Source organism: Haploplasma axanthum, from assembly GCF_900660745.1.
GTDB lineage: Bacteria > Bacillota_I > Bacilli_A > Acholeplasmatales > Acholeplasmataceae > Haploplasma > Haploplasma axanthum.
The window spans coordinates 1,170,241-1,185,117 of the sequence record NZ_LR215048.1 but is presented as its reverse complement, the minus strand read 5'-3'; the positions used below and the strand labels follow the sequence as shown (position 1 = coordinate 1,185,117).

Here is a 14,877-nt window from a genome sequence, read left to right as displayed (position 1 = left end):
TATTATATCATTTTTAACAATTTATTATACTGAAAAGATTTTTTGTTCGGTAAAACTATAAAACCTATTATTGCCTATTATTACATGATCAAGAATATCAATATTAATAACTTCTGCTGCTTTGTTAAGAATTTTTGTTGCTTCGATATCCGCTTTTGAAGGACTAGGATCTCCAGATGGATGATTATGCACCAATATAATCGTAACAGCGTTATTTTTTATTGCACTTTTAAAGACTTCTCTAGGGTGGATTGATATTTGATTTACAGTTCCAATATAAATTAGTTCTTTAGTAATTATTTGCATTTTCGAGTTAAGTAAAATACAATAAAAATTTTCCTGTTCCCTATCTTTTAAATCAATCATTGAATAATAGATATCATGAGCAGAACGTATATCTTCTGTTTCACTCCTTACTACATCGTTAAGTCTTCTTCCTAGTTCAATTGCTGCAATAATTGTTGTTGCTTTTGCTTCTTTTATTCCTTTTACATTCATAAGTTCTGTAATTGTTAATTTCTTTAAATCTTGAATTAGATTTAATTGATATAAAACATCTTTAGATAGACTTATCACAGATTTATCTCTAGATCCACTACGCAAAAGAATTGCTAATAATTCAGCATTTGATAAACTACTTACCCCTTTTTTTATAAGTCTTTCTCTTGGTCTTTCATCAAACGGCATTTCTTTTATTAAAAACATACTATCATCTCCATTAGTATATTAGTATAAATTTACTAATTTTACTTTTTTAGAAAACGTTTACAAATACATTTCATTTCACATAAAATATTTGCTGTTGTATACTAAATACACTTAGACAATTCATATATTTAGGATGGTATACTATGGTAGAATTTGTTAATGTTAATAAGGCTTTTTTTGACAAAAAAATAGAATCTTTTTCAATAAAAAATTTAACTTTTAAGACCGATAATGAAGTACTTGGTATAGTTGGAAAAAGTGGTTCAGGAAAATCAACAATTCTTCAACTTCTAACTGGTATTTTAAATGTTGATTCAGGAAATATCTATTTTAATGGTATAGATATTACAACATTAAAACCGAATAAAAAATTAGCTTATCTTCGTGATATTGGATTTATTTTTCAAAAGTTTAATTTACTTACTAATCTTACTGTTATTGAAAATATTACGCTTCCTTTAAAAATTATTGGTATCAAGAAGAATGAACGAATTAAAAGAGGTTTAGAACTTATTGAATATATCGGACTTTCAAGCCTTGAAAATCGTTATCCTCATCAACTCTCTGGTGGTCAACTACAAAGAGTTGCTATTGCAAGAGCTTTAATTAACAATCCAAAAATTCTTCTTTGTGATGAAATCACTTCAGCACTTGATCAAGAAACTTATTATGAAATTCTTTCTCTATTGTTAAAAATTAAAAATGATTTAAATCTTTCTATTATATTTGTAAGTCATGATTTAAATGTTATAAAAATGATTTGTGATCGTGTACTTGTTATCGAAAATGGTTTATTAACAGATACTATTAACCTCCCCAAAAAGAGTTTTAAATCATTTGAATTTGACTATAAAACAATTTTGGAGAGTGACTAATTATGAAAATATTTATTGAAACATGGAAAGACTTCAATCCAATTATTTTTAAAGGCTTATTAGAAACACTTGATATGGTTACAACATCACTAATAATTGCTACTTTAATTGGTATACCAATCGGAATATATTTCTCATTGTCATCTAGCAAAAAGAATATTTGGTATATTATTACTTCCTTTACTGTAAATACTGTTAGATCAATACCGTTCTTAATATTTATTGTATTAGTTATGCCTTTATCTTACTTATTAATTGGAACAAGTTTTGGAACACATGCATCTAAGATTCCATTAACAATTATTGGTATATCGCTTATTACTCGTTCAGTTGAACAAAGTATTCAAAACTTATCTCCTGAACTAATACTAACTTCTAGAATACTTGGGGCCACAAAAACTCAAGCAGTATTCTACTTTATAATTAAAGAAGCATTACCTAATCTTATTTTAGGGATTACATCCGTTAGTATAAGCTTAATATCATATTCTACTATCATGGGTGTTGTTGCTGGTGGTGGACTCGGTGATATTGCTATTAGATATGGTTTTCAAGAATATAATCGACCACTTTTAATTATTGTTTTAATTATTATGGTTATTCTTGTTCAAATTATCCAATTTACTGGAAATTATATTGCATATCAATTTGATAAAAAAAGATATTAGGAGGAAAAGATATGAAAAAAATATTTGTTGTTTTAACAACATTAGTTTTAGGATTTGTACTAGTTGCATGTACAAAAAAAGATGATTCAAAAGAAATCAAGGTTGCAGTAGCATTTTATCCAATGGGCGAATTGCTAGAACTTATCAAAGATGATTTAAAAAATGATGGTTACGAATTAAAGGTTACTACATTCAATAACGACTACGTATTACCAAATCAAGGTTTAAAGAATAAAGAATTTGATGCAAATATGATTCAACATCAACATTTTATGAATGAATTTAATAGTAAAAATGATGCTAGTTTAACAAAAATAATGAGTATCTATCATGCAATTTTTGCACTTTACTCAAAAGATTTAACTAATCCTGCTGACATTCCAAATGAAGCAACAATTTCTATACCAAATGATTCAACAAATCTAGGTAGAGCATTACACTTATTACAAGATGCAAAATTACTTACATTAAAAGAAAATGTTGGTCCATTTGCTAAGATTACAGATATAGTAAGTAATCCAAAAAATCTTAAATTTAGTGAAGTAGCTCTAAATATGTTATCGAAATCATACAAAGAAACAGGACTTGCTATTATGTATCCAACTTACGCTAGAGATCTTAATCTTGTTGGTGATGAACAAAGAATCTTCAATGAGGATATTACTAGTAGTCGTATTCAAGAATATGCGATATCACTAGTTGCAAGAGATGATAATAAAGATAGTGATAAAATAAAAGCATTAAAAAATCATTTAAGTTCAAAAAAAGTTCGTGATTACTTAATAGATAATTATAGTTGGGCAAGCACACCAGCATTTTAAAGCGAAAAGACATAACTTTTTATTACAAGTTATGTCTTTTTTTTATTTATTTAAAATTATATTTTGTTTTAAATATCCTATAAAATGAAGTGAACCTGTTGCGATTAGAACTTCATCTTCTTCTTTATTCTTAATTAACTGAAGAAATGTTTCATATCCATTCTCGATATACTTAATTTCTCTAGTTTCAAACTCTTCAAGACTTTTGAATCTAAAATCTGGAAATGATGTTAAAACAATTTTATAGTCATATTTTTTAATTATATCAAGCATTTCTGCAATTTTTTTATCTTTTAAAGCACTAAATAAAATTGTTATTTTTTTATCTTTAAATATATATTCTAAGTTTCTCATTAATGCAGTAATAGCATGTGTGTTATGTGCCCCATCAATATAAACATTTTCTTGAATCTCTTCCATTCTTCCATCCCATCTTGTAGTTTTTAAAAAGGGAAGAATTTGCTCATCTTTATAATCATATAAGTATCTAACTGTATTGTCTGCAATTAATGCATTCATTCTCTGATAATCACCCAATAGCCCAAGTTCATATAGTTTATCTTTGTAGAAAAACTGATGAGGAGTATATGGGAATATGTCACGCTCTTTAATGAATAAAAAACTTGCTTTTTTACCGTTAGCATAATTAATGAATTGGGTTTTTAATGGAATATTAACACCACTAATTAAATGACCTTTTTCTTTTAATATTCCAAGTTTTTCACTAGCAATTTTTTCTAATGTATCACCTAGTTGTTCCATATGATCAAACCCAATGCTAGTAATTATTGAGACATCATAATTAATGATATTAGTTGCATCTAATCTCCCACCAATACCTACTTCCATGATAATAACATCAACTTCTTCATCAGAAAAATACTTAAAAGCAATTAAGGTTAATAACTCAAAAAAAGATAATCGGTAACTATATTTAGAAAATATTTGCTCGTTCAAATCGTATATATAGTTGATATATTTTAATAAATTTATATCATCAATAGGAACATTATTTAACCTAATTCTCTCATTAAAAACAACTAAGTAAGGCGAAGTAAATGTTCCAACTTTTTTATTATTCGAAGTTAAAATATTTGTTAAAAAAGCACTAACTGATCCTTTACCATTTGTTCCCGCAATATGAATCTTTTTAATCTTATCAAAACTAATCTTTAATTCATCATAAGCTTTTTTAATATAATCTAGACTTGTTTTCTCACGAAATTTAGGTTGGTGTTGAATCCAATCAATACCACTTTCAACATTTTTAAATTTCATTTTTAATCTCTTTCATTAATTTTTCATATGATTCTAAATATTTTTGATACTTAGCTTTTTCTTCATTAATCTTTTCTTCGGGTGCTTTTGATAAGAATTTATCATTATTCAAAATATTTTTACTTCTTTCAATTTCTTTTTCTAAATCTTCTTTTTGCTTTAATAAAGTTTTCAATTCTTGTTCACGATCAATAATCTCATCTTTTTGAATATAGATTGAATAGTTTTCACCTACTAGAATAATCGTATCATTTTCTAATTCTAGTTTTTTAGAAATAATCAGTTTATTAACTCTTAAAAACTTATCTAAATATTCATTGTATTGATTAAATAGACTTGTTAATTCTTTGTTTTCACTAACAATATTAATCGTAAGTGGCTTAGATGGAGCAACTTTATGTTCTGCTCTTAAATTTCTTACTTTAGTTATTATTTCTTGAATTAATTCCGTATTTTTAATTGAAAGAGATGATACTTTACTAGCAAGTGGCCATGACTCTCTTATGATTGAATCTGCACCAGTTAATTCTTGATATAACATATCTGTTACAAAAGGAATAAATGGATGTAATAACTTTAAAATCGCTTCTAAAACATAGTTTAAAACTGCTTCTGTGTTTGCTTTAAATTGATTATTTTGAAGTGATACTTTTGAAAGTTCAACATACCAAGCAGCAAATTCATTCCATATAAAATTATATAAAACTCTTGATGCTTCATTAAAATCAAATTTCTCATAATAATAATCCGTTTCAGTAATCACTTCTGATAATCTTGATAAAATCCATTCATCAAATAAATTTAAGTTATTATAATCAATTGTTTGTTTTTCTTCACTTAAATTCATAATAACAAATCTTGAAATATTCCATAGTTTATTAATGAAATTCCAACTTGATTCAACCTTTTCTTCATCATAACGTAAGTCAGCTCCAGGTGCAGAATTCGTTGTTAAGAAGTATCTTAATGCATCAACACCATATTTTGAAATAACATCCATTGGATCGACACCATTGTTAAGGGATTTACTCATTTTACGTCCATCTTTATCTCTAATAAGACCATGTAATAAAACATGTTTAAATGGATCTTCTTTAGTGAAATGTCTTCCTTGGAAAATCATTCTTGCTACCCAGAAGAAAATAATATCATAACCTGTTACTAAAACATCAGTAGGATAAAATCTTTCTAAATCAGCAGTTTTATCTGGCCATCCTAGTGTTGAAAAAGGCCATAATGCTGAAGAAAACCATGTATCTAAAACATCTTCATCTTGATGCCAGTCTGCACCAGGTGATTCAATTTGTACTTTAACTTCACTACCTTTATACCATGCAGGAATTCTATGTCCCCACCATAGTTGTCTACTAATACACCAATCTTGTGTATCAGTCATCCAACGTTCAAAAATCTTTTTAAATCTTTCTGGCACAAATTCAACATTTGTTTTTAAACTATCTTTTGAAATATCATCCATTTTAATAAACCATTGTAGTGATAATCTCGGTTCAACAACAACACCAGTTCTTTCACTGTACCCAATTGATGTTTGATAATCCTCAATTTTTTCAACAAGTCCAAGTTTATTTAATTTTTCAGTTAAATTTTTACGACATTCAAAACGCTCAACACCATTAAATTCTAAAGCCATTTCATTCATTGTTCCATCTTCATTCATACAAAGAGGCATTTTAAGATTATGTCTAACTCCTACTTCAAAGTCATTAGCATCATGTGCTGGTGTAACTTTTACAACTCCAGTACCAAATTCCATATCAACATATGCATCAGCAATAACAGGGATTTCAACATTAGTTCCTGGAATAAATACTTTAGTTCCAATATATTTTTGATACCTTGAATCATCTGGATGAACCATTAAAGCTTGGTCAGCAAACATTGTTTCTGGTCTTGTGGTTGCTATTACTAAGTATTTAGTTTTATCTGCAACAAATGGATATCTAAAATAATATAATTTAGATAACTCTTCTTTATGTTCTACTTCAATATTTGAAAGTGCAGTTTTAGCATCAACATCCCATTGAATGATTCTATTTCCGCGATAAATTAACCCCTCATTAAACATTGTAATAAAAACATGATTTACAGCTTTATTTAAGCCTTCATCTAAAGTAAAACGTTCTTTTGAATAATCAACACTTATTCCAAGTGCTGCCCATTGTTTTCTAATATGTTCACTATATTCTTTTTTCCAGTCCCAAGCAACTTCTAAAAACTTTTCTCTTCCTAAATCATATCTAGAAATTCCTTGTTCCCTTAATTTTTCATCAACTTTAGCTTGGGTTGCAATTCCTGCATGATCCATACCTGGAAGATAAAGTGCATCATAACCTTGCATTCTTTTTCTTCTAATTATAATATCTTGTAATGTATTATCCCATGCATGTCCTAAATGAAGTTTTCCAGTAACATTTGGTGGTGGAATAACAATTGTATATGGTTTTAAATCTGGTCTATCAGCCTTAAAATAGTTCTTTTTAACCCATTCATTATATCTATCTTTCTCTACTTCTTTAAAATCATATTTTGTACTTAATTTAGTTTCCATTATTATTTTCCTCCAAATTTTCATTTACTAATTCATACGTATATACTTCTTTAATATCAGCATTAGCAAAAATTCTGCTATCATCTATTTCTTTAAATTTAAATCCATTCTTTAAAATTACTCTTTGCGAAGCAAGATTATTCTTTTCATGTCCGCAAGTTAATTTATTTAGTTTTAAGTCATTAAAAGCATGTTTAATTAATCCTTCAAGTGCCTCAGTCATATAACCCTTATTCCAATATAAATCATCTAATGCATATCCAACTTCTGCAATCCCATTGACCGCTTGATAGAAGTCACTGCAATGCAATGAAATAGTTCCAATCATTTGATCATTTGGCTTTATCGTTATAACCCAGACTTCCTCTTTTTGAATAAAACTTGTTAGAATTTCTTTAGTTTCTTCTATTGATTCATGAGGTAACCATCCAGCATTTGGCCCAATATTACTTTTTTTAGCATAATTATAAAAATCAGTTAGATCACTTTCTCTCGGTGGTCTTAAAACTAATCTTTTCGTTTCAATTGTTTTTAACATTTAATCAACTCCTAAAATAAAAAAAGTCCTTAATATATATAATATATTTAAGGACGAATTAATCGCGGTACCACCTTAATTCTAAATAGTTTAGACTATTTAGCACTTAATTATCTTTAACGCAGACATACGAACTATTTTACTACTATTTCAAATAATTAGCTCCAAGGCTACCTTCATATAGTCTAACTAAGGTTTTTCACCAAACAACCTCTCTCTAAAAGTTAAAGTTATATTACTCTTCCTCTTCTTTGCTTTCATATATTTTAGTACATTTCTCAATACTAATCAAGTCTTTTTCATCTAAACTAACACTATTAATAACTATTTCTTCTATTTCTTTAGAAACAATCGAAATATAGAAATCATTTAGACGATAAGATTTATACTCTAAAATCCCATAAGAACCAAAAACATTTGGTTTATCAATAATAATATCTCTTATACCATTAAAAACATTTAAATCATAATATTTAATATATGATTCTTTAATTGTCCAATCCATAATTACTCGATCAATCGAATAATCAACTAAATCATAATACATCTTTTTAACAATCTTCATTCTTTTAGAATCAATTTTTTCAATATCAACAGCTAGATTCATATTTGAAATTGCAATAACTAAGTACTCATTACTATGAGATATACTAAAGCATAAATCACTCTTAATCAAATATGGTCTACCATTATCACCAACGAAGAAATTTAATTTTGATTCGTTAAAACCATTTTTCTTTAATATTTCAAAAATAATGTTTTCAATTTGAATATTTCTTGAGATATAATCATCACTAATAATATTTTGAATCTTATCAAGCCTGTAATTACTAAAAAATTCTTGAACTTTTAAACTATGATTTTCATTAAACTTATATATGTAGATATTTATATTACTCATTTTTTCACAATATATAAAATACCAATAGTTCCAGCTCCACAATGACTAGAAATTACACAACCAGCATTACTAATGATAAGATTTTTCGGTTTCATTTTTTGATTAACAAACTCTTCCATATAGATTGCTTGTTTATTAGCAATCGAATGAGTTATCATGACATATTCTAAATCAAGGTTATCTCCTTCATTCAAATAATCATTCAACATAATATCAACAGCTTTTGTCATTGTTCCCATTGGTTTTTTGTAAACTGTCATTCCACCATCACGAACTTGAATTATTGGACGAATACGTAAAAATTTACCAACAAGTGCTGCTGTTCCACTTGCTCTACCACCTTTATGAAGATAGTCTAATACTCTAATAGCAAATTGACTTCTAACTCTTGGAACAATATCATCAAGAATAGTTTTGATTTCACTTGCATTTTTTCCTTGATCTCTTAAATCTTTAGCTTTTAAAACTAATAAAGCAATTCCTGATGAAAGATTCTTGGAGTCAACTAAAAAAACTCGCTTATCTGGAAGTTCTTTTGATGCAACCGTTGCACTATGGAATGTCCCAGAAATCTTTGATCCAATCCCAATATATAAAACGTCATAACCTTTATTAATCCATTTTTCAAACTCATCAAAAAACGTTCCTGGTGAAATTGCCGACGTCTTTGGTAAAACACCTTTTTGCTCAACAAGTTTATATAAAAATTCGGTATCAATATCAACACCATCACGATATGATTCATCTTCAAAATTTACCGATAATGGTAATGATACTATATCAAATTTATCTAATAATTCTTTACTCAAATCAGCGGTTGAATCAGTAAAGATCTTAATGGGATTCATAACCTTCAACTCCTTGTAAGATTTTTTCTCTTATTTTATCGATACTATCTTTTGTAGTGTTTGAAACTGAATAAAAATTAATTGGATTATTAAGAACTTTTTTTATTTCTTTTTCTTGTTTGTATTGTCTCGTCTTTGGTATTTTATCTTTTTTAGTTGCTACAATATTCACTTCTATTCCAATACTTAATAGATAATCATAAATTTCTAAATCATCATTAGTTGGACCAACCTTAAAATCTATTAGTAATAAAACTGATATTATTTTAGGATGATTATGAATAACGTTATCAATCATACCAATAAACTCATTTTGCATTGATTTTGATCTCTTAGCATAACCATATCCAGGTGCATCTACTAAATAAAAACTACTATTAATTAAATAATAGTTTAAAACAATTGTTTTACCTGGTGTTCCTGATGTTCTTGCAAGCGCCTTACGATTAGTTAACGCGTTAATAAACGAACTTTTACCAACATTACTTCTTCCTAACAACAAATACGTTGGTAACTGATTTTCAACATCAGAAACATTTGTTGAGCCTTTAATATAAACTGCTTCTTTCAATTTATCCCTCCTAAAAAAATAAGAAGTATTTCTACTTCTTATTATAACACTTATTTAATTGCGTTTGCAAATACATCATCAACTGTTTCTACCGGAATAATAGTTAAATTTTCTTTTACTTCAACTGGAATGTCATCAATATCTCTAACATTATCCTTTGGAATTAAAATAGTTTTTATACCACTTCTATGGGCAGCAATTGATTTTTCTTTCAATCCACCAATCGGTAATACTAAACCTCTTAGTGTTACTTCACCAGTCATACCAACATCACGTTTAACAAATTTATTTGCTAATGCTGAATAAATTGCGGTTGCCATTGTTATACCAGCAGATGGACCATCTTTAGGAATTGCACCTTCTGGAACATGAACATGGACATCATTTTCTTTAAATAATTCTGGATCAATATTGAATCTTTCAGCATTTGCTTTAACATATGATAAAGCTGTTTGTGCTGATTCCTTCATAACATCACCTAATTTACCTGTTAAGACTAATTGACCTCGACCCTTATAATAAGTTACTTCAACTGGAAGTGTATCTCCACCATATTGAGTATATGCTAGCCCTGTTACAACTCCAATACGATCTTTATTTTCAGTCGTGTTGTGTGTAAACTTAGGTTTACCAATGTAGTTTTCAACATTATCTTTACTAATATGAACAGATTTTTCTTTAGTTATTAAAATTTCTTTAATAGCTTTTCTAATTAATGCACCAATATATCGATTTAATTCACGAACACCAGCTTCTCTAGTATAATGTTGAATCATGTAATAAATTACTTCATCATCTAGAATAAATTGTTCTGGTTTTAAACCATGTGCTTCTAATTGTTTGCTTACTAAATGTCTCTTAGCAATTTCAAATTTTTCATGTTCTGTATAACTAGATAATTCAACAATTTCCATTCTATCTCTAAGTGGAGCAGGAATATTTTCTAAATAGTTTGCAGTTGTAATAAATAAAACTTGTGATAAATCGTATTGTTCTTCTAAATAATGATCACTAAATTTTGAATTTTGTTCTGGATCTAATACTTCTAGCATTGCAGATGCAGGATCACCTTTATAATCAGAAGCCATTTTATCAATTTCATCTAATAAGAATACTGGGTTTAATGTTCCCGCAGCTTTCATACCATTTAAAATTCTACCTGGAAGAGCTCCAATATAAGTTCTTCTATGTCCTCTAATTTCTGATTCATCTCTAACTCCACCAAGTGATTGTTTAACAAATTTACGATTTAACGCTTCAGCAATAGAAATTGCCAATGATGTTTTACCAACACCTGGAGGTCCCACAAGGCATAAAATAGTTTGTGGATTCTTTTGTGTCATAATCTTAACAGCAAGATATTCAACAATTCTATCTTTAACTTTTTCTAACCCATAGTGATTTTTATCTAAACTTTTTTGAACTAATGATAAATCATCTAAGTCTTTACTTGTTTCATACCATGGTAATGCAACTAAAAAGTCTAAATATGTTTTAATTATTGATGATTCAGCCATAGCTGATGGTGTTGAACGTAATCTTGCAAGTTCTTGAAGAGCTTTTTCTTCAATGTTTGCAGGCATTTTCGCTTCAATAATTAATTCTCTTAATTCTTCAATTTCTTCTTCACGTTTTACTTTATCGCCAAGTTCATTTTGAATAGCACGCATTTTTTCACGTAAGTAATATTCTTTTTGATTTTCATCAATTGATTTTTTTACTTCTTCATTAATTTTGCGTTCTAAATCAATAATCATTTTTTGACGATTAATATCTTCTAACAACATTTTTAAGCGTTTATTTAAACTGTTTTCAGCTAAATAACGATACTTTTCTGTTTCTTCAATTTTTAAGAAATTAACAATTAAATCAACAACTTTATTTGTTGTTAAACCTTGTTGAACTTTCTCTATTACATTATTATTTGGCATCAAAATATTTGTTTCATTTTCAGCAATTTCTTGTACAATCATTTTAACTAAAGTAACTTCTTCCTCATCACTTGTAATATTAGTTTCTACCTCATCATAATTTGCTACAAAATATGGTTCAGTTAAGAAGAATTCCTTTATTTTTACTCTTTCTAAGACATTAAATTTAACTTTAAAGTTTCCATTAGGTAATTTTATTTTCATTGATATTTTAGCTAGTGTGCCGTATTCTTCAATATCATCAACTGTTGGATCTTCATTTAACGGATCTTTTTGGATTGCGATTAAAATATATTGACCAAAATCTTTTTCTGATGCTTCAATTGCATCTAAAGATTTTTTTCTACCTACTTCAATCCTAAAATCATTGTTTGGAATTGGAACAACTCCGCGGACAGCTACTGCCGGTAAACTCTTGATTGATTCCATAATTTCACTTCCCTTCTTACTATTAACATTATATCACTTTTTTTGCAATTTGCAATCAAAGTGATAGAGTGCCAAAGAAAAAATATAGTTTAAGGGGCTTGGCCCCTTAAATTTTAAACGAATTTTAAGTTATCGAAAATAAAGTTAACAGCTTTTGCAAATTCTATATCTGTTTTTACTAAATTTTCAGGAAGATGTTTTTTGATTTCATCAACTGGCATATTGTAATGTTTTGATAATTCATCATATTTTTCAACAACTTCTTTTTCACTAACTTCAAACTTTTCTTTTTTAGCAACTGCTTCAATAATTAATGAATTTAAAATTCTAAGTTCGCCTTCTTCTTTTAAGCGGTTTTTTAATTCATCTTCTTGCATACCTGTTAAACTAATATAAGTTTGTAAGTCTAATCCATATTGTTTAGCTTGATTTTCAATATTCTTTAATGCTTGATTAACTTCATAATCGATCATTTCAACTGGAATATCAACTTTAGTTGCCTCAGCAATAACTTTTAACGCTTTATCTAATGCAACATTTTTGTTATTTGTTGATTTTTCAGTTTCAACTTCTTTTTTTAATGCTTCTTTTAATTCTGTAAGAGTTTGTTCAGAACGTCCTAAAGCTTTAACCCATTCATCATTAAGTTCTGGAGAAACTTTTTTCTTAATTTCATGTAATTTAACTTTAAAAACAGCAGGTTTACCAGCTAAATTTTCAGCATGATATTGTTCTGGGAAAGTAACATTAACGTCTTTTTCTTCTCCAACATTCATACCAATCATTTGTTCTTCAAATCCTGGTATAAATTGACCAGAACCAATTTCTAATTCATGATTTTCAGCTTTTCCACCTTCGAAAGGTACACCATCAGCAAAACCTTCAAAATCAAATACAGCTGTTTCACCATTTTCTAATGATCCTTCTGCTTTTGGTTCTAAAACAGTTTCTGATTCAGCAAGTTTGTTAAGTCTTTCATTAACTTCTTCATCAGTTACCGTATTATCAAATTTTTCAACTTCAATTCCTTTATACTCAGGTAATTCAACTTCAGGTTTAATTGCAATTTCAAATGCAACTTCGAATTCTTTACCTACAGCAACTTTTTCAAAATCAACAATTGGTTTTGGATCTCCAACTAATTGATATTCCTCATTTGCAAGTGCATCATGGAATTTATGATGAAATACGTGGTTTAATGCTTCTTCAAACAATGATTCAACTCCAAATTTACTTTCATAAACTGATCTTGTAACATGTCCTTTTCTAAATCCTTTAATTTCAACATCATTTTTAACATGCTCAAAAGCATGGTCTAGTGCATGATTAAAATCATCTACTGTAACATCAAATGTAAATTTTACACGATTTGGTGATAATTTTTCAATTTTCATTTTGTAATCCTCCTTGTATCTATTCAACCTTTATATTATAGCATATTATTTTAATTATTATATAATCAAATACTAAATTTATATTCTAATTTATCTTAATTATATATAAAACTAAGTTACAATGTATATTATCCTATCCATACAATTGATAAAATTGAGTAAATAGAGTAAAATATATATAGTATTAAAAATGAGAGGAAGAATTTAATGATCTTAATTAGAGAAGTTAAAACGAAGCGCGATGCAAGAAACTTCACTGAATTTCCTAACAAGCTTTATAAGGATGTCCCAGCGTTTGTTCCTGCATTATCAATGGATGAGAATAATGTTTTCAATAAGAAAAAGAATCCAGTCCATGCATATGTTGAATCAATAAGATTCTTAGCATATAAAAACGGTAAATTAGTTGGTAGAGTAGCCGGTCTAGTTAACCACAAAATTAATTATGAAATGAATAAAAAGCAAGTTCGTTTCACAAGATTAGATATGATAGATGACTTAGAAGTTACTAAAGCTTTAATAAGTGCTGTTGAATCATGGGGTGTTGAAACTTATGGTATGGAAGAAATAATCGGACCAATTGGTTTTACAGATTTTGACCGTCAAGGAATGTTAATTGAAGGTTTTGAGTATTTAAATCTTTTTATTACAATCTATAATGCTCCCTATTATATGGTACATATGGAAAAACTAGGGTTTGAAAAAGATGTTGACTGGTTAGAAAAAAGACTTAATTGGCCACAAGAAATCCCTGAAAAAGTTGCTAGAGCTACTGAATTAATAAAAAAAAGATATGGTTATCGATTATATAAACCAACATCTAAAACAGATTTAGATAGCTTTATCTATGATGCATTTGAAGTTTATAATAATGCATTTAGCGAGTTATATGGGTTTTATCCAATGCCTAAAAAAATCATTGATTTTTATGTTAAACAAGTAATTGGACTTGTTAAATTAGAATGGGTATGGGTTGTCTACGATAAAAATGACAAAATTGCTGGTTTTGGAGTTGTAATGCCATCATTAAGTATTGCTAATAAGAAAAGTAATGGTAAACTTTTCCCATTTGGTTGGGCAAGAATCCTTAAATCATTAAAGAAATATGATACATTAGACTTTTATTTTATTGCTGTTGCTCCTGAACATCAAGGTCGTGGAATTTCAGCATTGATATTTGAAGATGGAATTAAAACTGGGGTTAAACATGGTGTTAAATGGGCTGAAACTGGTCCAGAGCTTGAAAATAATATTGCTATTCAATCATTTTGGAAAGATTTTGATTATGTAGAGCATAAAAAACGTCGTTGTTGGATTAAAAAAATATAGTTTATAAAAAAGGAAGC

General features: G+C 28.0%; 13 protein-coding genes and 1 other annotated feature. Of the genes, 4 read left to right on the top strand and 9 right to left on the bottom strand.

Features of this window, described 5'->3' with window-relative positions; translation table 11 throughout:
* Positions 1–24 precede the first annotated feature (24 nt).
* On the bottom strand, positions 25–705 hold the full coding sequence (gene radC / locus EXC62_RS05540) for a RadC family protein (RefSeq protein WP_035375819.1): 681 nt from the start codon (positions 703–705) through the stop codon (positions 25–27).
* A 146-nt stretch (positions 706–851) separates the two neighbouring features.
* On the opposite strand from radC, the gene EXC62_RS05535 reads away from it, so the two are divergent.
* The 3 genes from EXC62_RS05535 to EXC62_RS05525 are packed head-to-tail and all read left to right on the top strand — an operon-like array spanning position 852 to position 3,072.
* Entirely contained in the window at positions 852–1,583 is a 732-nt protein-coding gene (locus EXC62_RS05535; RefSeq protein WP_026390827.1) for an ATP-binding cassette domain-containing protein, read from the top strand.
* A 2-nt stretch (positions 1,584–1,585) separates the two neighbouring features.
* On the top strand, positions 1,586–2,251 hold the full coding sequence (locus EXC62_RS05530; protein WP_052589984.1) for a methionine ABC transporter permease: 666 nt from the start codon (positions 1,586–1,588) through the stop codon (positions 2,249–2,251).
* Between the two features lie 11 nt (positions 2,252–2,262).
* Positions 2,263–3,072: a MetQ/NlpA family ABC transporter substrate-binding protein gene (locus tag EXC62_RS05525; protein ID WP_026390825.1), complete on the top strand. Its 810-nt coding sequence runs from the start codon at positions 2,263–2,265 to the stop codon at positions 3,070–3,072.
* Between the two features lie 42 nt (positions 3,073–3,114).
* Here the strand turns inward: EXC62_RS05525 and EXC62_RS05520 are convergent, their stop codons facing one another.
* From EXC62_RS05520 to tig, 8 genes are all read right to left on the bottom strand, one after another.
* Entirely contained in the window at positions 3,115–4,350 is a 1,236-nt protein-coding gene (locus EXC62_RS05520) for a bifunctional folylpolyglutamate synthase/dihydrofolate synthase (RefSeq protein WP_026390824.1), read from the bottom strand.
* Entirely contained in the window at positions 4,340–6,919 is a 2,580-nt protein-coding gene (locus tag EXC62_RS05515; RefSeq protein WP_026390823.1) for a valine--tRNA ligase, read from the bottom strand. The genes EXC62_RS05520 and EXC62_RS05515 overlap by 11 nt, the downstream gene beginning before the upstream one ends.
* A complete protein-coding gene (locus EXC62_RS05510; protein WP_052589983.1) occupies positions 6,909–7,457 on the bottom strand; it encodes a GNAT family N-acetyltransferase in 549 nt (182 codons plus the stop codon). The genes EXC62_RS05515 and EXC62_RS05510 overlap by 11 nt, the downstream gene beginning before the upstream one ends.
* Before the next feature lie 46 nt (positions 7,458–7,503).
* Positions 7,504–7,718, bottom strand: a binding site (T-box leader).
* Entirely contained in the window at positions 7,693–8,358 is a 666-nt protein-coding gene (locus EXC62_RS05505) for a 4'-phosphopantetheinyl transferase family protein (protein WP_026390822.1), read from the bottom strand. It overlaps the preceding feature by 26 nt.
* Complete coding sequence (locus EXC62_RS05500; RefSeq protein ID WP_162140268.1) at positions 8,355–9,206, bottom strand: DegV family protein; 852 nt, start codon at positions 9,204–9,206, stop codon at positions 8,355–8,357. Before EXC62_RS05500 ends, EXC62_RS05505 begins: the two co-directional genes overlap by 4 nt.
* Positions 9,193–9,777 (bottom strand): ribosome biogenesis GTP-binding protein YihA/YsxC, encoded by a 585-nt coding sequence (gene yihA, locus EXC62_RS05495; RefSeq protein ID WP_052589981.1) that lies wholly within the window; start codon positions 9,775–9,777, stop codon positions 9,193–9,195. Before yihA ends, EXC62_RS05500 begins: the two co-directional genes overlap by 14 nt.
* A 50-nt stretch (positions 9,778–9,827) precedes the next feature.
* Positions 9,828–12,137, bottom strand: a complete 2,310-nt coding sequence (gene lon, locus EXC62_RS05490; RefSeq protein ID WP_084156703.1) for an endopeptidase La — start codon at positions 12,135–12,137, stop codon at positions 9,828–9,830.
* Positions 12,138–12,250: 113 nt separating this feature from the next.
* The gene (gene tig / locus EXC62_RS05485; RefSeq protein WP_052589979.1) at positions 12,251–13,531 is read right to left on the bottom strand and encodes a trigger factor; all 1,281 of its coding nucleotides are present in this window, start codon (positions 13,529–13,531) and stop codon (positions 12,251–12,253) included.
* A 207-nt stretch (positions 13,532–13,738) separates the two neighbouring features.
* Here tig and EXC62_RS05480 point away from each other — a divergent pair, with 207 nt between their 5' ends.
* Positions 13,739–14,860, top strand: coding sequence for an N-acetyltransferase (locus EXC62_RS05480; RefSeq protein WP_052589977.1), 1,122 nt, complete (start codon positions 13,739–13,741; stop codon positions 14,858–14,860).
* Positions 14,861–14,877 lie beyond the last annotated feature (17 nt).

Coding starts and splice junctions, on each gene's coding strand:
- EXC62_RS05480 (WP_052589977.1), top strand. CDS start 13,739: ATGATCTTAATTAGAGAAGTTAAAACGAAGCGCGATGCAAGAAACTTC.
- EXC62_RS05500 (WP_162140268.1), bottom strand. CDS start 9,206: ATGAATCCCATTAAGATCTTTACTGATTCAACCGCTGATTTGAGTAAA.
- EXC62_RS05530 (WP_052589984.1), top strand. CDS start 1,586: ATGAAAATATTTATTGAAACATGGAAAGACTTCAATCCAATTATTTTT.
- EXC62_RS05505 (WP_026390822.1), bottom strand. CDS start 8,358: ATGAGTAATATAAATATCTACATATATAAGTTTAATGAAAATCATAGT.
- EXC62_RS05515 (WP_026390823.1), bottom strand. CDS start 6,919: ATGGAAACTAAATTAAGTACAAAATATGATTTTAAAGAAGTAGAGAAA.
- EXC62_RS05510 (WP_052589983.1), bottom strand. CDS start 7,457: ATGTTAAAAACAATTGAAACGAAAAGATTAGTTTTAAGACCACCGAGA.
- EXC62_RS05520 (WP_026390824.1), bottom strand. CDS start 4,350: ATGAAATTTAAAAATGTTGAAAGTGGTATTGATTGGATTCAACACCAA.
- tig (WP_052589979.1), bottom strand. CDS start 13,531: ATGAAAATTGAAAAATTATCACCAAATCGTGTAAAATTTACATTTGAT.
- EXC62_RS05525 (WP_026390825.1), top strand. CDS start 2,263: ATGAAAAAAATATTTGTTGTTTTAACAACATTAGTTTTAGGATTTGTA.
- lon (WP_084156703.1), bottom strand. CDS start 12,137: ATGGAATCAATCAAGAGTTTACCGGCAGTAGCTGTCCGCGGAGTTGTT.
- EXC62_RS05535 (WP_026390827.1), top strand. CDS start 852: ATGGTAGAATTTGTTAATGTTAATAAGGCTTTTTTTGACAAAAAAATA.
- radC (WP_035375819.1), bottom strand. CDS start 705: ATGTTTTTAATAAAAGAAATGCCGTTTGATGAAAGACCAAGAGAAAGA.